Origin of the sequence: Phenylobacterium koreense, assembly GCF_040545335.1 — a bacterium.
In the GTDB taxonomy this organism is placed as follows: domain Bacteria; phylum Pseudomonadota; class Alphaproteobacteria; order Caulobacterales; family Caulobacteraceae; genus Phenylobacterium; species Phenylobacterium koreense.
The window spans coordinates 116798-134746 of sequence record NZ_JBEPLU010000001.1; the positions used below are offsets into that span (position 1 = coordinate 116798).

22 protein-coding genes are annotated in these 17949 nt (G+C 68.0%); 5 read left to right on the forward strand and 17 right to left on the reverse strand.

The annotated features are described in order from the left end of the window. Positions 1-20 precede the first annotated feature (20 nt). From tatC to ABID41_RS00610, 8 genes are all read right to left on the reverse strand, one after another. The gene (gene tatC / locus ABID41_RS00575) at positions 21-962 is read right to left on the reverse strand and encodes a twin-arginine translocase subunit TatC (RefSeq protein ID WP_331927554.1); all 942 of its coding nucleotides are present in this window, start codon (positions 960-962) and stop codon (positions 21-23) included. Continuing rightward, positions 959-1507 carry a Sec-independent protein translocase protein TatB gene (gene tatB / locus ABID41_RS00580; RefSeq protein ID WP_331927556.1) on the reverse strand — a complete coding sequence of 183 codons (549 nt, stop codon included), beginning with the start codon at positions 1505-1507 and terminating at the stop codon, positions 959-961. The genes tatC and tatB overlap by 4 nt, the downstream gene beginning before the upstream one ends. A 74-nt stretch (positions 1508-1581) precedes the next feature. Beyond that, on the reverse strand, positions 1582-1791 hold the full coding sequence (gene tatA, locus ABID41_RS00585) for a twin-arginine translocase TatA/TatE family subunit (RefSeq protein WP_331927558.1): 210 nt from the start codon (positions 1789-1791) through the stop codon (positions 1582-1584). Between the two features lie 94 nt (positions 1792-1885). Continuing rightward, a complete protein-coding gene (gene scpB, locus ABID41_RS00590) occupies positions 1886-2533 on the reverse strand; it encodes an SMC-Scp complex subunit ScpB (RefSeq protein ID WP_331927560.1) in 648 nt (215 codons plus the stop codon). Beyond that, the gene (locus ABID41_RS00595; protein WP_331927562.1) at positions 2530-3333 is read right to left on the reverse strand and encodes a segregation and condensation protein A; all 804 of its coding nucleotides are present in this window, start codon (positions 3331-3333) and stop codon (positions 2530-2532) included. The genes scpB and ABID41_RS00595 overlap by 4 nt, the downstream gene beginning before the upstream one ends. Next, positions 3330-4352 (reverse strand): beta-N-acetylhexosaminidase, encoded by a 1023-nt coding sequence (gene nagZ, locus ABID41_RS00600; protein ID WP_331927564.1) that lies wholly within the window; start codon positions 4350-4352, stop codon positions 3330-3332. The genes ABID41_RS00595 and nagZ overlap by 4 nt, the downstream gene beginning before the upstream one ends. Next, positions 4349-5137: a cell division protein FtsN gene (gene ftsN / locus ABID41_RS00605; protein WP_354296961.1), complete on the reverse strand. Its 789-nt coding sequence runs from the start codon at positions 5135-5137 to the stop codon at positions 4349-4351. Before ftsN ends, nagZ begins: the two co-directional genes overlap by 4 nt. Before the next feature lie 99 nt (positions 5138-5236). Beyond that, a complete protein-coding gene (locus tag ABID41_RS00610; protein ID WP_331930610.1) occupies positions 5237-6409 on the reverse strand; it encodes a deoxyguanosinetriphosphate triphosphohydrolase in 1173 nt (390 codons plus the stop codon). 78 nt (positions 6410-6487) lie between these two features. Between ABID41_RS00610 and erpA the strand changes: the two genes are divergently transcribed. After that, a complete protein-coding gene (erpA, locus tag ABID41_RS00615; RefSeq protein ID WP_331930612.1) occupies positions 6488-6820 on the forward strand; it encodes an iron-sulfur cluster insertion protein ErpA in 333 nt (110 codons plus the stop codon). A 37-nt stretch (positions 6821-6857) separates the two neighbouring features. Here erpA and ABID41_RS00620 read toward each other — a convergent pair whose 3' ends face one another. Next, on the reverse strand, positions 6858-7829 hold the full coding sequence (locus tag ABID41_RS00620) for an SH3 domain-containing protein (protein ID WP_354296963.1): 972 nt from the start codon (positions 7827-7829) through the stop codon (positions 6858-6860). 128 nt (positions 7830-7957) lie between these two features. Here ABID41_RS00620 and xth point away from each other — a divergent pair, with 128 nt between their 5' ends. Continuing rightward, positions 7958-8737 (forward strand): exodeoxyribonuclease III, encoded by a 780-nt coding sequence (gene xth / locus ABID41_RS00625; protein ID WP_331932816.1) that lies wholly within the window; start codon positions 7958-7960, stop codon positions 8735-8737. 77 nt (positions 8738-8814) lie between these two features. Further along, complete coding sequence (locus ABID41_RS00630) at positions 8815-9411, forward strand: DUF4126 domain-containing protein (RefSeq protein WP_331932815.1); 597 nt, start codon at positions 8815-8817, stop codon at positions 9409-9411. On the opposite strand, the gene ABID41_RS00635 is transcribed toward ABID41_RS00630, so the two are convergent. Next, a complete protein-coding gene (locus ABID41_RS00635) occupies positions 9408-9809 on the reverse strand; it encodes a YidB family protein (RefSeq protein WP_331932814.1) in 402 nt (133 codons plus the stop codon). The two genes, ABID41_RS00630 and ABID41_RS00635, sit on opposite strands and share 4 nt — an antisense overlap. A gap of 110 nt (positions 9810-9919) precedes the next feature. Here ABID41_RS00635 and ABID41_RS00640 point away from each other — a divergent pair, with 110 nt between their 5' ends. Next, positions 9920-10540 carry a hypothetical protein gene (locus ABID41_RS00640; protein WP_331932813.1) on the forward strand — a complete coding sequence of 207 codons (621 nt, stop codon included), beginning with the start codon at positions 9920-9922 and terminating at the stop codon, positions 10538-10540. A 2-nt stretch (positions 10541-10542) separates the two neighbouring features. On the opposite strand, the gene ABID41_RS00645 is transcribed toward ABID41_RS00640, so the two are convergent. The 3 genes from ABID41_RS00645 to ABID41_RS00655 are packed head-to-tail and all read right to left on the reverse strand — an operon-like array spanning position 10543 to position 12693. Further along, positions 10543-11226 (reverse strand): aspartate/glutamate racemase family protein, encoded by a 684-nt coding sequence (locus tag ABID41_RS00645; protein WP_331932812.1) that lies wholly within the window; start codon positions 11224-11226, stop codon positions 10543-10545. Between the two features lie 20 nt (positions 11227-11246). Next, entirely contained in the window at positions 11247-11726 is a 480-nt protein-coding gene (locus ABID41_RS00650) for a glutathione peroxidase (protein ID WP_331932811.1), read from the reverse strand. A 40-nt stretch (positions 11727-11766) separates the two neighbouring features. Then, the gene (locus tag ABID41_RS00655) at positions 11767-12693 is read right to left on the reverse strand and encodes a Gfo/Idh/MocA family protein (RefSeq protein WP_331932810.1); all 927 of its coding nucleotides are present in this window, start codon (positions 12691-12693) and stop codon (positions 11767-11769) included. Positions 12694-12820: 127 nt separating this feature from the next. Here ABID41_RS00655 and ABID41_RS00660 point away from each other — a divergent pair, with 127 nt between their 5' ends. Next, complete coding sequence (locus tag ABID41_RS00660) at positions 12821-13720, forward strand: cobalamin biosynthesis protein CbiG (protein WP_354296968.1); 900 nt, start codon at positions 12821-12823, stop codon at positions 13718-13720. A gap of 40 nt (positions 13721-13760) precedes the next feature. Here ABID41_RS00660 and ABID41_RS00665 read toward each other — a convergent pair whose 3' ends face one another. From ABID41_RS00665 to ABID41_RS00680, 4 genes are all read right to left on the reverse strand, one after another. Then, entirely contained in the window at positions 13761-14180 is a 420-nt protein-coding gene (locus tag ABID41_RS00665; protein ID WP_331932808.1) for a VanZ family protein, read from the reverse strand. A gap of 58 nt (positions 14181-14238) precedes the next feature. After that, entirely contained in the window at positions 14239-15615 is a 1377-nt protein-coding gene (locus ABID41_RS00670) for an MATE family efflux transporter (RefSeq protein WP_331932807.1), read from the reverse strand. Between the two features lie 101 nt (positions 15616-15716). Next, positions 15717-16514: a class I SAM-dependent methyltransferase gene (locus ABID41_RS00675; protein ID WP_331932806.1), complete on the reverse strand. Its 798-nt coding sequence runs from the start codon at positions 16512-16514 to the stop codon at positions 15717-15719. A 4-nt stretch (positions 16515-16518) separates the two neighbouring features. Next, a complete protein-coding gene (locus ABID41_RS00680; RefSeq protein WP_331932805.1) occupies positions 16519-17898 on the reverse strand; it encodes a class II 3-deoxy-7-phosphoheptulonate synthase in 1380 nt (459 codons plus the stop codon). Positions 17899-17949 lie beyond the last annotated feature (51 nt).

Sequence of the window (17949 nt, forward strand, 5' to 3'; positions counted from 1 at the left end):
CAACCCCCGGCAGGTCCCGCTTAGACGGGCACGATGTCTCGGCCAGCCTCCTCGTCCTCGCGTTTGCGGCGGATTTCGATGAGCCGCACGCACCAGATCGATACCTCGTAGAGGAGGATGATCGGCACCGCGAGCATGGTCTGGCTGATCGGATCAGGCGGCGTCACCACCGCCGCCACCACGAAGACGCCGACGATGGCGTAGCGGCGTCCGGTCGACAGCGCCTTGGACGAAATCAAGCCCGCCATGCCCAGCAGCGTCAGCACCACCGGAAGCTGGAAGCAGAGCCCGAAGGCCAGCAGCAGGGTCGTGACCAGGCTCAGATAGTCCGAGACCTTGGGCAGCAGCTCGACGGACACCGAGGCGTCTCCGATGATCTGCTGGGAGAGGGAGAACCACAGCACGAAGGGCAGGATCACGTAATAGACCAGCGCCGCGCCCATCAGGAACAGGGTCGGCGAGGCGACCAGGAACGGCAGGAAGGCCTTGCGCTCGCGCTTGTAAAGGCCGGGCGCCACAAAGCCGTAGACCTGCCAGGCCAGCACCGGGAACGAGAGCACCACCGCGCCGAAGCCGGCCAGCTTGAGCTTGGTGAAGAAGAACTCCAGCGGCGCGGTGAAGACCAGCTTCAACCGGTCCGCGCCGGCGGCGTCCGGAACCTCGCGTGCGCCGACAAGAGCCAGGAACAGGTCCTTGGTTCCATTCAGGAACTTCATCACATCGAAACCGCCCGCCTGCTGGGCGTGGGCGGCCTGTTCGGCAGCCAGCAACTGCGCGGCGATGGCGAACGGATGCAGCAGGAACATGTAGATCTGCCGCGAGAACGCGAAGCAGACAACAAAGGCCAGCGCCACGGCTATGACGCAGATGATCAGGCGCGAGCGCAGCTCGACGAGGTGATCGAGCAAAGGCGCCCGGGAGGCCTCGATCTCGGCCTCGTCGGAGTCGTAGGGGTTGCTCACGCCTTGGCTCCGGCCTTGGACTTCGGCTTGGCCGCCGATTTCGGTTTGGCGGTCGAGGACGCCTTGGGCTTGGCCGCGGTCTCGGCCTTGGGCTTGGTCGAGCGACGGGCGCGGGGCTTGGCTTCCGGGGCGGCCGCCGCCGGTTCGGGCGCGGGCGCGATCTCCTCAATGGTGGTCGTCGGCTCGGCCGGCGCGTCGTACTGGTGGCTCATCGGCGGGTGGAGCTGGAAGCTGCCGCTGGAGCCATCCAGGCTGTCGCCGATCTCCTTGAAGACCTGGTCGACCTGGGCGTTGGAGGCGTCGGCCGCCGCCGTGTCGAAGGCTTGGCCGCGGCGCATGGCCTCGACCTCCTTGCGCAGCTCGTCGAGCTCGGACTGGCGCGCCATCTCGTCGAAGCTGGCGCGGAACTCGTTGGCCATACCGCGGATCTTGGCCGTGAACTGGCCCAGCTTGCGCAGCATGACAGGCAGGTCCTTGGGCCCCACGACGATCAGGGCGACCGCCGCGATGACCAGAAGTTCAAGCCCGCCGATCTCGGGAAGCATTCAGTGGCAGCCTAGACGTAAGAGCCCGCGCCGGTGGGGCCGGCGCGGGCGAAACCTTCGGAAGACGGCTTAGATCAGCCGCGGGCCTCGTCCTTTTCGCGTTCCTTCGGAAGCGGCTTGGAGGAATCGGCGGTGTTGGTCGGCTCATCCTTTAGGCCGTCCTTGAAAGCCCGAATACCCTTGGCCGCATCGCCCATGATGCCCGAGAGTTTGCCGCGGCCGCCGAACAGCAGCAGCACGACAATTGCGACGAGAATCCAATGGATGGGTTGAAAGGCGCCCATAAATCCAAACTCCTATGCGTCGGCAGCCGGCCTTGGCGCCGCGCCCCTATTCGCAGTCAATATAGTCGTTCGCCAGGGAAAGCGCCAACGAGTCCTAGTGCGCCGGATCGTCCTCTCCCAGGAAATCCACATGGAACTCCGGAGCCTCGCCGTCTTCGAGAGGATCCTCGTCCGGCGCGCCCAGCCCTCCGGGCGTCGGGACATTGAAATCCGGCGGCAAGTCCAGGCTCAGCAACCCCGCCGCCTTCATTTCCGCCATGCCCGGCAGGTCGGAAAGCTGCGCCAGCCCGTAGTGCTCGAGGAAGGCGTCGGTGGTGCCGTAGGTGACCGGCCGGCCGGGCGAGCGGCGGCGGCCTCTCATCCGCACCAGGCCCAATTCCAGCAGCACGTCGAGAGTGCCCTTACTGGCCTGGACGCCGCGGACAGCTTCGATTTCAGCGCGGGTGACCGGCTGGTGATAGGCGATGATCGCCAGGGTTTCCTGGGCGGCCTTGGACAGGCGCCGCGGCTCTTCGCGCTCCTGCGTCATCAGGAAGGCCAGGTCCTCCGCGGTCTGGAAACGCCAGCGGCCGGCGACGCAGGCAAGTTCCACGCCCCCGCCCTCGTATCGCTGCTGCAGGGCCGCGAGCGCAGCCGGGACCTCGGCGTTCGCCGGCAGGCGCTTGGCGATATCCTCGACGCTGAGCGGCCCGGCGGCCGCGAACAGCAGCGCCTCGACCTGACGTTCGGTCTCGACGCTCACGGCCGCAGTTCCCGACGAGCACGCAGGTAGATGTCGGCGAAGGCCTCGAGCTGCCGCGTCTCGAGCGCGCCTTCCTTCACCAGCTCCAGGCTGGCCGAGAGGGTCGAGGCGACATAGGAGGCCCGGGTCGGGCCCTCGCCAGCCGGCTTGAGCGGGGCCACGCCGGCGAGCGGGGTCCACCGCTCCAGTTCCGGCAGCATGCCGCGCAGGCGGTCGCGCGCGTCTTCGAGCGGATAGGCCTGCTGAACCCGCGGGGCGTAGTGACGGCCCTGCTCCTTGCGGCGCTGCTGGATATAGGCGCTCATCAGGCCATAGAGATCGCCTTCGAGGCGGGTCGAGGGGATCACCTTGATGGCCTCGGGGTCGCCGCGCACGAAGATCTCGCGGCCGAGTTGCGGGCCGTCGCGAAGGGCGTCGGCGGCCTTGCGCATGGCGTCGAGCTTGGCCAGCCGGAAGGCGAGTTGGGCGGCCATCTCCTCGGCCGGGGCCTCTTCGGCCTTCGGGCGCTCGGGCCTGGGCAGGAGAAGGCGCGACTTCAGGTAGGCCAGCCAGGCCGCCATGACGAGATAGTCCGCCGCCAGCGAGAAGCGCACTCGCCGCGCCTGCTGGACGAAGGAAAGATACTGATCGGCCAGCTTGGTGATGGAGAGCTGAAGAAGGTCCACCTTCTGGCTGCGCGCGAGCGCCAGCAGGACGTGAAGCGGACCTTCGTAGCCGTCGATGTCGATGACCAGCGCCTCGCCGTCCTCGGCCGCCGTGTTGGCCGCGTTGAAGTCGAGGTTTGGCTGGAATGTGCTCACGCGGCCCACCTGCCTTCGAAGGCGGCGTCGAAGCGGGCCAGCGCCTCCTCGACATCGAAAGGCTCCGGTGAGCGCGATATCCGTCCCAGGGCCGCCTTGGCCCTGCGCGCAGCCTGGCCGGAAAGCGCCTTGGTCCCGGCGATCACCGCCTTCATCTCGGCCATGTCGCCGTTGCAGTGGAGCACCACGTCGCAGCCAGCGGCGAGCGAGGCCTTCGCGCGGTCGGCGAAGCCGCCGCCGAGAGCCTTCATGGAAAGGTCGTCGCTCATCACCAGGCCATCGAAGCCGATGGCGCCGCGGATCACCTGGCGCATGGCCTTCTTCGAGGTGGTCGCCGGCAGCTTGGGATCGATAGCGGTGTAGACGACGTGGGCGGTCATCGCCATCGGCATGTCCGAGAGCACGCGGAAAGGCGCGAAGTCCCAGGCTTCGAGCTCGTCATAGCCGGTCTGGACCACCGGCAGATCCAGATGGCTGTCGGCCATGGCCCGGCCGTGACCGGGGATGTGCTTGATCACCGGCAGGACCCCGCCGGCGATCAGGCCTTCGCAAGCCGCCCGGCCCAGGAGCGCGACACCTTCCGGCGACTTCGCATAGGCGCGATCGCCGATGACGTCATGGGCTCCCTCGACCGGCACGTCGAGCACCGGCACGCAGTCCACGTTGATCCCCAGCTCGGCCAGGTCGTGGGCCAGAAGGCGCGCGCCCAGCCGGGTGATCTCCCGCCGCAGCAGGGGATCGTTGGCCGGCAGGTCGCCATAGGCCCGGCCCGGCGGATAGCGACGCCAGTGAGGCGGCCCGAGCCGCTGCACGCGGCCGCCTTCCTGGTCGATCAGCACCGGGGCGTCCGGGCGCTCTACAGTGGCGCGAAGCTGGTCGACCATCTTGCGCACCTGGTCGGGCGTATCGACGTTGCGCTTGAAGAGGATGAACCCCCACGGCTGGACGTCGCGGAAGAACGCCTCCTCCTCGTGCGAGAGGCTAAGGCCCTGACAGCCGAGGATCGCGGCGCTGGTCACTTGACGAAGCAGCTCTTACCGGCGGCCTTCAGCTTGCTGCAGAAGGCGCTGGCGTCGGCCTTGCTGGCGAAGCCGGTGACCTGGGTCCGGTAGAGGGTCGAGCCGTTGCGATCGACCGCCTCGACGCGCTTGCCCTTGCCGCCGCCCGCCAGGGCCGCAGCCGCGCTCCACTCTCGATCGGCGATGGCTTGCGAGGAGAAGGCGCCGATCTGGACCGCCGCGCCGCCCGAGGCCGGAGCCGGCGCAGGCTTGGTCGCGGGGGCCTGGGCCAGGGCCTGGTCGATGGTCTTGGGCGCCGAGGTCTTCGGCGCCGGCGGGGGCTGGACGGCGCCCTTGAGCGCCGGCGTCACCGGGGCGATCGGCGCGGCGGCGATCGGGCCGCCGGCGGACGGCGCCGCGCGCGGCGGCGGCTGGACGGTGACCGGGGCCGGACGCGCCTGGGGCTGTTCCGGCGGCGCGGTGAAGTTCGGCGCGGCCGGAGCGGTCTCGCCCTCCTCCGACTGGTAGATCTGCAGGCCCTGGGCCGGATCGTCCGGCTGGTCCTCGGCCGGCGGCGCGCCCTTCATCTGGCCCACGGGTTCGCCCACGGTGCGTGGCGGCTGGCCAGCCTCGCGAACGCCGGAGCGGTAGAACATGATGATGGCGACCACGAGCGCGATCAGGACGAGCGCGCTGAGGATAAGCATCACTGGGGCGGGGCCGCCGCCTCGTACAGGTTGGCGCGCGTCGAAAGCGAGCGGCGCATCGGTCGGGGGCGTGTAGGCGCCGCGATCGGGATCGGACATCGAAGGCTCCGAAAGAGACTCGGGGGCCGCGGCGCGAATCGCGCGCAGCGTTTCAGGGATTTTACCGAAGGGAACCGAGCTTCGAAGCCAGCCCGTCGCCTAATTCAGGACGTCGAGGTGGAAAAGTCGCCGATGCTCTTCGATGGCGAACCGGTCGGTCATGCCGGCGATGTAGTCGCACACCACCCGCGCGCGGCCGGCGTCGTCGCGGTTCTGCGAGCGAGCGAACCATTCCGTCGGCAGGACATCGGGCTCGGCCATGAACAACTGGAACATCTCGGCGAGAATTCGGCGCGCCTGGCTGCGCGTGCGGTTGACCTTCCAGTAGCGGTACATGCGCGCCATCAGGAATTCCCGCAGACGCGAGAGGTCCTCCAGCATGTCCCGCGAGAACGAGACCAGCGCGTAGTCGAGATTGCGGACGTCGTCCGGCGAGGCGACCTTCGTCTCGCGGACGCGGCGATTGGTCTCAGCCAGAACGTCGTCGACCATGGCCCCGATCATCCGTCGGACCGCCTCCAGGCGGACGATGACCGGGTCGAGCCTCGGATAGTCCTTGTAGACGCTGGCCAGGATCGGGCCGATCAGCGGAACCTCCAACAGCTCCTCGAGCTGGAAGAGGCCCGCGGCCACGCCGTCGTCGACGTCGTGATTGTTGTAGGCGATGTCGTCGGCCAGGGCCGCGACCTGGGCCTCGGCCGAGGCCCAGGTGGAAAGGCGAAGGTCGTATTCCTTGTCGAACTCGGCGATGGCGTTCCAGGACGGCCGGTCCAGCTTCTCGGCCACCGGGCCGTTGTGCTTGATCACCCCCTCCAGGGTCTCCCAGGTGAGGTTGAGCCCGTCCCAGCGCGGATAGCGGCGCTCCAGCCGGGTGACGACCCGGAAGGTCTGGACGTTGTGGTCGAAGCCGCCGAAGCGCTCCATCTGGATCTGGAGCTCATCCTCCCCCGCATGCCCGAAGGGCGGATGCCCGAGGTCGTGGGCGAGCGCAATGGTCTCGGCCAGGTCCGGCTCCAGCCCCAGCGCCGTCGCCAGGGAGCGCGCCACCTGGGCGACTTCCAGCGAGTGGGTCAGGCGGGTGCGGAAGTGGTCGCCCTCGTGGGCCACGAAGACCTGGGTCTTCTCCTTCAGCCGCCGGAAGGCCGTGGCGTGAATGATCCGGTCCCGGTCACGAGCAAAGGGCGTACGCGTGCGGCTTTCCGGCTCGGCGATCTTCCGCCCCAGCGATTTGGTGGAATCTTCGGCGTAGGGCGCGCGGGGCGGAGGGATCATCGAAACTCGGCATGACGACGCCCTCTTGGACGAAGGGCTTGGCGGTCTCATATAGACGAGGCAGAGGTTTTCCGCAGCATGACCACGACCGAACTCACCCTATCTCCTGCAGCAGCCAAGCGCTTGCGCGAAATCGGCGAGGCCGAGGGCAAGCCGATCATGTTGCGCGTCGCTGTCGAAGGCGGCGGCTGCTCGGGCTTCCAGTACCAGTTCGATCTGGTGGACAAGGCCCAGTCGGACGACCTGCGCGTCGAGCGCGACGGAGCCGCCGCCCTGGTCGACGAGATGTCGATGGTGCTGCTGAAAGGCTCGGAGATCGATTTCGTCGACGAACTGGCCGGCGCCGAGTTCAAGGTCCGCAATCCCAACGCCAAGTCGAGCTGCGGCTGCGGCGTGAGCTTCTCGATCTAAGCGAAGGCGGGCGCCGCCGGGACGGCGCCCCTCCCCATTAGCGGGTCGGTTCGAGCTTGGTGTTGAGCACCCAGCCCACATTGTCGTTCTCGTCGGCCACTTCCCACCACAGGCCGTTCTTCTGGCCGGTCGGATAAACGATCGCGCCGGGCGGCAGAGTGCGGATCAGCGCGCCCTTGGCGTCAGCGCTCTTGCGCATATTGACCGGCGCGGTGGCGCTGAAGGTCTTCGAGGGCGCGGCCGAAGCGGCCGAGGCGCTTCCGGCCACCAGACCGAGCTCGTTGACCATCTTCGAATAGGCGTCGATGAACGCGATGGTCACGATCCGACCGGTCTCGGTGTCTTCGTAGCCGCCGCCGACCGCGCCGCCGAAGCCGCCGAAGCCGCCCAGGCCGCCGCCGGCGCCCCAGCCGAGGTCGTTCTTCACCGAATAGCCCTCGGTCACGGCGACGGTTTCCGTCGTGCGGACATTGGTCAGCGACAGGATGGTGTTGGCTTCCAGCTTGCGGGTCTTGATGCCGCCGACCAGAGCGCCGGCGCGGCCGCCGATCAGGCCACCGGCGAGGCCGGCCAGGGCCGAACCGCCGGCGTTTCCATCGGAAGCCTGCACCTCGGCGACGAGCACGTAGTCCGCCGCCTTGATCTGGCCCTGCCCCACGTTCGAACCGCGCTGCATGCCCAGGCCCGCGCCGATGTCGCGTTCGGCCTGCGCCGCGTTGAGGCCCGCGGCGCGGTCCACCAGGTTGAAGCAACCCGAGCGCTGCACGATCGAACGCAACAGCTTGGCCGGCGGGGCGAGGTTGTACTGGTTCCAGCCACGGGGGTCGTCACCGTTGGTGATCGACAGCGTGCCGAGCTTGCGCGAGCAGTGCGGCACCTGGGCCGCAGCATTCGCCTGCATCTTCTGAGCGTTGGTGGCCGAGGCCTGACGGCCTTGCGCGAAGACGGCGCTCGGCGCGGCCGTCATCAGAGCGGCGCTGAGCAGCGCAAGCTTGGTAAACCGCGACATGAATACTCCAGTGCATGACAATTGGTCGCAGTTAGCTAGACCATGATTGCGAAAAGGTCACGTTTGTTCGGGGGACTTGAGCCTCGCGAGCGAGCCTTCTAGCGTCCGGCGCCAAGCTGGAGCAGCCGATGCGTATCGCCACCTGGAACGTAAATTCTGTCAACGCGCGCCTGGAAACGGTGCTGCGCTGGTTCGAGGAGGCATCGCCGGATGTCGCCTGCCTGCAAGAAATCAAGTGCGTCGACGAGAAGTTTCCCACCGAAGCCTTCGAGCGGCTGGGCTACAACGCCGCGGTCCACGGGCAAAAGACCTACAACGGCGTGGCGATTCTCTCGAAAACGCCGCTCGAGGACGTCCGCAAAGGTCTCCCTGGCGAGGACGGCGACGAACATGCCCGCTATGTCGAGGCCGTGGTCAGCGGCGCCAGGCCCGTGCGGGTCGCCTCGATCTACCTGCCGAACGGCAATCCGATCGCCACTGAGAAGTTCGACTACAAGCTCCGCTGGATGGCGCGGCTGAACGCTCATGCGCGCGAGTTGCTGGCCTATGAGGAGCCGCTGGCCCTGGTCGGGGACTACAACGTGATTCCCGAGGCCCGCGACGCGGCGCATCCGGAGAACTGGCTGGGCGACGCGCTCTTCCAGCCGCAGAGCCGCGAGGCTTTCCGGGCCTTGAAGTGGCTGGGCCTGACCGAGGCCTATCTGCAGGCCGACGGCGCGCCGGAAGCCTATACCTTCTGGGACTATCAGGCCGGCGCCTGGCAGCGGAACAACGGCATCCGCATCGACCACGCGCTGCTCTCCCCGCAGGCGGCGGACCTGCTGCGCGGCTGCGAGATCCACAAGCACGTCAGGGGCTGGGACAAGCCTTCGGATCACGTGCCCCTGGTGGTCGAACTCGACCTCTAGGCCGCGCTTACGCCGACACTTCTTCTTTGGATTGAAGAGGGTTAGCCTGCCGCCGGGTGCTGTCAGGAGATCGGCCCATGGGCGCGGTCGAACTGGTTGGGGTCGCAGCTAGCCTGAGCCTCTTGGCGGGCTGGCGGCTCTATGCCTGCGTCGCAGCGGCGGGCTTGGCCATGCGCTATGGACTGCTCGACCTGCCCCAACAGGTCCAAGCCCTGGACGCCCTGGCCAATCCGTGGGTGATCGGCGTCGCGGTCGTCGCGGCCCTGGCTGAGCTCGTGGCCGACAAGGTCATGTGGTTCGACAGCCTCTGGGACAGCGCCCACACCCTGATCCGCCCCTTGGGCGGGGCGCTGCTGGCGCTGGCGGTGGTCGATGCCTCCGATCCGACCTGGCAGGTGATCGTCTTCCTGCTCGGCGGCGGCGCCGCCCTACTGAGCCATAGCGCCAAGGCGAGCGCACGGGCGGCGGTGAACACCAGCCCCGAGCCGGTCAGCAACATCGCCGTGAGCGGCTTCGAGGATGTCGTGACCGCAGGCGGGCTGTGGCTGGCGTTGAGCCAGCCACACATCGCGATCACCGTCGCGCTGGCCCTCGTGCTCGGGGCGATCGGGGTGATCTACTTCAGCTGGCGATTGCTACGCCGCCTGAAGCGCTGGTGGTCGAACGAGCTTTAGCGGCCCAGCTTGCCGAGAATATCGGCGATGCCGCCTAGCCCGCCCAAACCGCCGCCGGCGCCGCCAGCGGGCAGTTGGCCGTCAGGCGTAAGCTGATCGATGACCTGGGGCAGCACCTTCGCCAGGGTTCCGGCCGCGACCTGCGGATCGACGCCGAGCTTGGCGGCGAAGTCGGCGAGCATCCCCGAGGACAGCACGCTCTGGATCTGCTCCGCCGAGATCGGCAGGTTTTCACCCTTCCCGACCCACGAAGCGGCCAGACCGCCCAGGCCGCTCTTCTCGAACGTGCCGAGCAGGCCGCCCAGGCCGCCCTCCTGCGCGCCGAGCAGGTCGGTGATCGCGCCGATCGGGGAACCGCCTTCAGCGCCGCCGCCAAGGATACCGTCCAGCAAACCCATAGTTCCCTCCTGCACCTACCATCAGTGGTTTGCTCAAGAAGACACTACTCAGATGACAGTTCAACGCCGTTCGACTTCTCCGCTCCCGCGAACAGCGGTAGCTTGAGCAGATGAGCGAGTGGCCCCAACTGATCCTGCTGCTGGTGCTGGCCGGCCTGGCGGTCACCGTACTGGGCAGCGCTGCGATCTGGCTGATGGATGAGGAGCGGCGAATCCGCCGCGAACTGAAACGGGTGCTGAAGGACGCCCCCGAGGCGATGATCGTCGCCCCGGGGCGCGGCCGCGGAGCCGGCTTCAACTTCACCACAGGCCTGGTGGCGGTCGCCTGGGACTCCGGCCGCTGGTTACTGGTCTACCGGTTGGATGAGTTGGCCGGCGCCGAACTCATCGTGGATGGTCAGGTGCTGGCCAAGGCCTATCGCGGCGAACCGCGCAGAGGGCTCGACCAGCCGGTCGAGCACGCCGCCCGGGTCACCCTGCGGCTGATCTTCGATGATCCGCACTATCCCGATTTCGACCTGGATCTCTGGCTGGCGGGAGACGAGGCCCGGCGCAAGGCGACCACGCCCGGCGACGCCGCCCAGGAAGCCAGTCAGTGGATCAACCGCGCCGAAGCTGTGCTGCGCCGGCCGATCGCGCCGCGGGCCAGCCAGCAGGCGCGCCCGGCGAACGATCGCGATGACGAGGACGAGCCGCCCTTCCACCTGGGCGAGGACGAACGGCTGATCTGAGGCTAGGCCAGCGCGAAATCCACGCCGGCCTTGGCGTGGGCCAGGGCCGTGTCGACCACCGGGCGGTCGACGTCCTGCGGCGAAAGCAGCAGCCCAACCTCGGTGCAGCCGAAGACGACGCTGTCGGCCCCCGGCGACCTTTCGATCATCGCCAGCACCTCGGCCTTGGAGTCCGGACGGATCACGCCCTGGCAGAGTTCGTCATAGATGATGGCGTGCAGGCGCTCGCGGTCGGCCTCGCCAGGGATCAGGGCCTCGACGCCCTGGCTGGCGAGCCGTTCGCGGTAGAACGGCTTTTCCATGGTGAAGCGCGTGGCCAGCAACAACGGACGCGAGCAGCCGCCGGCCTTCACCTGCATGGCGGTGGCGTCGGCGATGTGGATCAAGGGTACGCTGATCGCGGCCTGCACCTGATCAGCGACCAAGTGCATGGTGTTGGCGCCGATCATGATCGCCTCGGCGCCCGCCGCCTGCAGGCGCCTCGCGGCATCGGCCAGCACCGCGCCGGCGGCTTCCCACTCGCCATCGGCCTGCATCTGGGCGATCGGCGCGAAATCGACCGACCACATGACGAGCTGGATCGAATGCAGGCCGCCCAGGCGTTCGCGCACCAGGCGGTTCATCACTTGATAGTAAAGGGTCGTGCTCTCGGCGCTCATGCCGCCGAGCAGGCCAACGGTCCGCATGTCTTACTCGTGGCTGGGAATTAGAGCGCGGCCTTGATCGCGCCGACGACTTCCTCGTCCTGCGGCTCGGTGCGCGGACCGAAGGCGCGGATCAGCTTGCCGTCCTTGCCGACCAGGATCTTGTGGAAGTTCCAGACCGGCTCGGCCGGCTCGCCGAGGACCTCCTTGGCCCACTTGTAGAACGGATGGGCGGTGTCGCCCTTCACGTCGGTCTTGGCGGTCATCGGAAAGTCCACGTGGAAAGTGGTCTCGCAGAAGTCCTTGATCTCGGCTTCCGTGCCCGGTTCCTGGCCAGCGAACTGGTTGCAGGGCACGCCGAGGACGACGAGGCCCTGGTCCTTGTAATCCGAATAGAGCTGCTCCAGCCCCTCGTACTGCGGGGTCAGGCCGCACTTGGAGGCGGTGTTCACGACCAGCACGACCTTGTCGCGATAGGTCTCGAGCGGCAGGTGGCCGCCCTCGATGGTGTGGAACTCGAAGTCGTAAGCGAACTTGGTCATGGCCGTGCTCCACCGATCGATCCGACGAAGCCTAGCCCCGCTAGCCTTGATCCTCCAAGGCCCGTTCCACGGCCAGGGCGAGATCAAGAGCGCGCGTCGCCTCGGGCGCAGTGACGATCGGGCGAGGCGCCTCGCCGCGGACCGCCGCCAGGAAGCCCTCGACGCTGGTGGCCAGGGTGTCCTGCACGCCAGGCGCATCCGCATAGTCGCGGTTGAGGCGGAAGCCCGTCGTATTGCGGAACGCGCGGCTGATGAAATCGATCTCCACCTCGCCGGAGGGGTAGACCAGCTTCATGGTCCGCTTGCGCTCGGGCGCCATGCGGGAAGCGTCGAAGATGGCGGTGAAGCCGTCGTCGAAGGTCACTTCCGCCCGGGCGCGGTCCCAGCCGCCCGAATAGTCGACCGCCCCCTCTCCTTCGACGGCCAGCGGCTCGGCAGTCGAGAGCGAAAGCGCCAGGTCGAGGTCGTGGATCATCAAGTCGAGCACTACCGAGACGTCCAGACTGCGTTCGGAGGGGGCGCCGTGGCGGACTGCTTCGAGCCTCAGTGGCTGCTCGGGGATGTCGAACAGGCCCATGGCCTGGAACACCACCCGCTCCTGGTGCCCGCAGGCGACGACCAGGTTCTTCTTCGCGGCCGCGGCCATGATCCTGTCGGCGTCGGCCAGGCTGATCGCGATCGGCTTCTCGATATAGACCGGCTTGCCGGCCTCCAGCGCCGCCAGGGCGCCTTCGATGTGGACGCTGGCCGGCGAGGCCACCGTGACCACGTCGCAGGCCTCGAGGAACTCGTCCAGCTTGTGGAAGGCCCGGCCGCCGAGCGGAACCGCCAGCAGCGCCGCCCGGTCCGGGTGATGGGTATCGAGCACGGCCGAGAGCGCTGCGCCGGGCGCTCCGGCATATTTGCGTGCATGATGGCCGCCGAAGACCCCGGCTCCGATCACGCCGCCCTTGAGGGGTTCGCCCATGGACTCAAAGCTCCGCATTGCTCTAGGGGCGCCTTACACGCGAAGCCCCGCCGGCGCCACCGGCCGGTGTTGGCCCGCCGGATGCGAACGGTTACAAGCCCAGGGTTCGCCCATTCGGAGTTCCTGAGTGTCCCGCCTCTTCAGCGCCTATGTGATCGTCGACTGGAGCGCGGCGGCCAAGCCGTCGACCGGCCCGGATTCGGTTTGGATCGGGGTGATGAAGCGCGACCTGCGTTTCCGCCTGACCTTCGAATCGTTCAATCCTCCGACCCGGGCGGCGGCCGAGCAGAAGCTCGGGGAAATCCTCGACGACTTCAAGAAGCGGGGCGAACGCGCCCTGGTCGGCTTCGACTTTCCGCTGGGCTTCCCGCGTGGGCTGGCCACAGGCCTGAACCTCTCGGGCGAGGCGCCCTGGCGCGCGGTCTGGGACCAGCTCGACAAGATGGTCAAGGACAAGGCCGACAATACCAACAACCGCTTCGGGGTAGGGTCGGAGATCAACCGGCGCCTGACTGGCGGCCCGTTCCCGTTCTGGGGCTGCCCGCCCAAGGACGCGCTCACTACGCTGCAGCCGAAGCGGCCGCGGGCCCACGGCCCAGACGACCTGCCGGAGTTCCGCCATGCGGACCTGGCCGCCAAGGGCGCGGCCTCGATCTGGAAGCTCTATTACAACGGCTCGGTCGGCGGTCAGGCGATCCTCGGCATCCCGGCGGTCCGGCGGCTGAAACTGGCCCGGGGCGAGGCGCTGAAGGTCTGGCCGTTCGAGACCGGGTTCCGGCCCCTCACCGAGGCCGACCTGGCCGGCGTCGAGGTCGTGGTCGCAGAGGTCTATCCCTCGCTCTACAAGGCCCAGCCGCAGCCTGGCGAGATCAAGGACCAGGCCCAGGTGCGGGTGACCTCCGAGCACTTCGCCCGCCTGGATGAGACCGGCAAGCTGGCCGCGCTCTTCGCCCCGACTATCCCGGCCGCCGACGTCGTAGTCGACGCCGAGACCGAAGAAGGCTGGATTCTGGGCGTCGGAGCCTAGACACGCCTGGCGGAGGCGGATCGCCGAAGGTCTGGCTCTCTCAGGCGGTTCGCGAGCGCTCCGGCGCTGGCTCGACAGCGCGATCCGAAGCGCGGCGGCGGCGCTCGACCACCGGCGGACTGCGCACCGACTGCAGCCACATGGGAACCCAGACCGCGAAGGCGCCGACGACGTCAGCCGAGAGATCGCTGAAGCTGAAGCCGCGATGGGTGAAGAACTGAGCCACCTCGACCGCCGCGCCCAGTCCGATCGCCGCCAGGGTGATCTCAAGCCGGCGGCTTTTCGGGAACGCCATCATCATCAGGACCGTGAGGCCGTAGAACGCGATGAAGTGGGCCGCCTTGTCGGCGGGCACGAAGTTCTTCTCCACGCCCTTGAAGGGGCCGACCATCCCCACCACGCAGACAAGGGTGGCGGCGATCAACAGGAAGCGGGCGGTAAGCTTGAGCTTGGCAGGCATGCCTCAACCTCGCAGGTCAGCGTGAATCTACCGTTCACCTGCGAGCAGATAAACGCGCTCAAAGGCCGCGGCGGGCCAGCATCCAGAAACGCATCGCCAGAAGCCCCGCCGACAGGAAGGAGGCGGTGATGACCGCCCACACGATGCCGTTCAAGCCCATCCCCATCGGGATCGACAGCCACCAGGCCAGTGGCATCATCACCAGAACGTAGCTGGTCATGTGGGTGAAGGTCGGCAGCCAGACATCACCCCGCGCCCGTAGCGCCTGGGCGATCACTACCTGCAGGGCGTCCACCAGGAAGAAGAGGCAGGACAGCACCAACGCGGCGCTGGCCATCTTCAGCACCACCGCGTCCGAAGTGTAGGCCTTGCTGATGACCCCGGCGCTGGGCCAGATCGCCAGCGATATGATCAACCCGAAGGCCGCGGTGATGCCGAAGCCGATCAGGCCCGCGCGCGTGACGCCGCGAGCGTCGCGGGCGCCATAGGCGCGGCCGACCATCACCGCCGTCCCCGTGGAAAGCCCCAGCGGGACCATGAAGACCAGGGCGGCGACGTTCAGCACCACCGCCCAGGCCGCGACGGTCAGGCCGCCCATCCAACCGGCGAAGACGTTCATCGAGGCGAAGGCGGCGACCTCGAAGAAGTTGGACGCCCCTGCCCCATAGCCGATGCGCCGTTGCTCGGTCTCGGCCGGCAGGTCTCGCTCGGGTCGGGAGAAAACCCCCAGGGCCCGCGCTTCGGGCATTCGCCAGATGTAGAGCAGTATCGCCAGCGCCAGGAAGGTGCGCGCGCTGGTCGTCGCCCAGGCTCCCCCGACGGCGCCGAGGGCCGGAAGGCCGAAGGTTCCGGGGACCAGCAGGAGCAGCACGGCCAGGTTGACGCCATTGGCCAGCCACATCATCACCGCGCCGGGCTTGGGCCTGCCCAGGCCCTCCAGCCAGAAGCTCGCCGCGACGCTGACGGCGTAGCCCGGCAGCGAGAGCGCGAAAACCAGCATGACGCGGCCCGCGCCGTCCGCGAGATCCTTCTCCAGCCCGATCAGGTGCAGGAAGGTCGGCCCCGCCAGGAAGGTCAGCGCCATCGAGACCGCGCCGATCCAGAAGCTGTAGATCAGGCCGCGGCGCAGGACCGCGCCGGTCAGATCGCGTCGCTCCTGGCCGATCGCGCGGGCGGTCATCACCTGGACGCCGGTCAGCAGACCCACCGACATGGTCACGACGACGCTGGTCGGCGCCCAGGCCAGAGCGTGATAACCGAGCTGGGTCGCCGAAAAGCGGCCCACGACGATCGCGTCCGACAGCCCCATGACCATGATGCCCAGGCGCGACAGCACCACCGGCCAGGAGAGCTTCCACAGCTCGGCCGTCTCTGTGCGGACAACGTCGATTTCGCGCCCGCCCGAGGGAAGGGCCGCCTGGGCCGGGTCGGCCATGGTCTCACCGGTTTTCAAAGAGGGCGGGAAACTGAGGCTTCCGGCGCTTCGCCGCAAGCGCGGGTTTCCCTCGCGCCGTCTTTTCGGGCGCCGGGTGGCGCTTAGGGCACGACCGGGCGACGGGCGGTATACAGCGCCGTGACCATGTTGCGCTCGACCCGACCGCCGAACTCGCGCTCGGCGATCTCTGCCAGGGCGTCCAGCACTCGCTCGCGTTCGGCCGGATCAAGCTGGGCCACGTCGGAAAACGTGCCGTACAGCGCCCGGACGGCGGCTTGATCAAGGGTCAGGGTCCAGGGCTGCGCCTCATAGCCGATCTCCTCGAATCCCGCCGCCTCGAGCTCGCCGCGCCGCCGCTCGGCGTCCAGCGCGAACGGCGGCCCGCCTGGCGTTCCGGCCGATGGACTTTTCACGCCGCCGACAAGGTGCAGCGTCGCCTCATGGAACGGGTCGGGCCGCACCTCGTCACCGAAGACGTTCCAAACCATGGCCCACCATCCGCCGGGGCGCAGCAACCGCCGCACCTGGGCCAGCCCTCTGCCTGGCTCGACCCAGTGGAACGAGGTCGCGGCCACGCCAACATCGAACGAATTGTCGGAAAGCTCGACGCTTTCAAAGGCTTCAACCAGGATTTCGACGTCGCATCTTTCGCCGAGAAGGGCCGCCATGCGAGGATCGGGCTCAATCGCCACGAGCGGGCGGGCGCCCATCGCCAGCAGCCGCTCGCTGGCCGTGCCGGTACCGGCCCCCACCTCGAACACCGCCACGCCGGGGCGTAGGCCGCACCGCGCGCGCAAGATGTCGAACACCCAGTCGGGATACCCTGGCCGCACGGCGTGATAGCTGACCGGGTCACCGCCAAACGCGGAGCGGCCCGCCGATCTCGGCAAACCGCTCATCGGATCAGACCGCGGCGCGCAGGGCCGCTTCGAGCCGCTCTTCCTTCAGCTTCTCAGCCACGAGGAACGCCAGTTCCAGCGCCTGCTCGCCGTTCAGCCGCGGGTCGCAGTGGGTATGATAGCGGTCGGCGAGGTCGCCTTCCGCCAGCGCCCGCGCCCCGCCCAGGCATTCGGTGACGTTTTGGCCGGTCATCTCCAGGTGGACCCCACCCGGATGGACGCCTTCGGCCTCTGCGATCTGCACGAAGCTCCGCACCTCGGAGAGGATGCGGTCGAAGGGTCGGGTCTTGTATCCGTTGGCCGCCGTCAGGGTGTTGCCGTGCATCGGGTCGATCGCCCAGACGACCGAGCGGCCCGCCTTCTTGGTGGCCTGCAGCAGGCGCGGCAGCCGTTCGGCGATCTTGTCGTGGCCGAAGCGGCCGTAGAGCGTCAGGCGGCCAGGCTCGTTCTTCGGGTTGAGCACGTCGATCAGGCGCAGGAGATCATCCGGCTCCATGGTCGGGCCGCACTTCACCCCGATCGGGTTCTTGATGCCGCGGAAGAACTCGACATGGGCGCCGTCGAGCTCGCGTGTGCGCTCACCGATCCAGACCAGGTGAGCGGAGGTGTCGTACCATTCGCCCGAGGTGGAATCGACGCGGGTCATCGCCTCCTCGAAGCCGAGCAGCAGGGCTTCGTGGCTGGTGAAGAATTCGACCCGGTGCAGGTCGGACTGGCTTTCCGGCGTGACCCCGATGGCCGCCATGAAAGTCAGGGCCTCGCTGATCTTCTCCGAAAGCTCGCGATACTTCGCGCCTTGGGGGCTGTCGGCGACGAAGCCCAGGGTCCAGCGGTGAATGTTGTAGAGGTCGGCGTACCCGCCGCCGGCGAAGGCCCGCAGCAGGTTCAGGGTCGCGGCCGACTGGCCATAGGCCTGCAGCAGGCGCTGGGGATCGGGCGTGCGCGAGGCGGCGTCGAACTCCATGCCGTTGATGATGTCGCCGCGATAGGATGGCAACTCGACGCCGTTGACGGTTTCGACCGGGGACGAGCGCGGCTTGGCGAACTGGCCAGCCATACGACCGACCTTCACCACCGGCTTGCCGCCGGCGAAGGTCAGCACCACCGCCATCTGTAGGATCAGGCGGAAGGTGTCGCGGATGTTGTCGGCGTGGAATTCCTTGAAGCTCTCGGCGCAATCGCCGCCTTGCAGCAGGAAGGCGCGGCCTTCGGCCACCTCGCCCAGCAGGCCCTTCAGTCGACGCGCCTCACCGGCGAACACCAGGGGTGGCATGCCACGCAGGATCTGCTCGACCTTGGCCAGCTCCGCCAGATCCGGATAGTCGGTCGGCATGTGCTTGCCGGGCTTCTTCCTCCAGGAAGCGGGCGTCCAATGTTCGGTCATCGCTCAACTCCACGCCCATCATATGGATGGAACGAGGGCTTCTAACCCCAG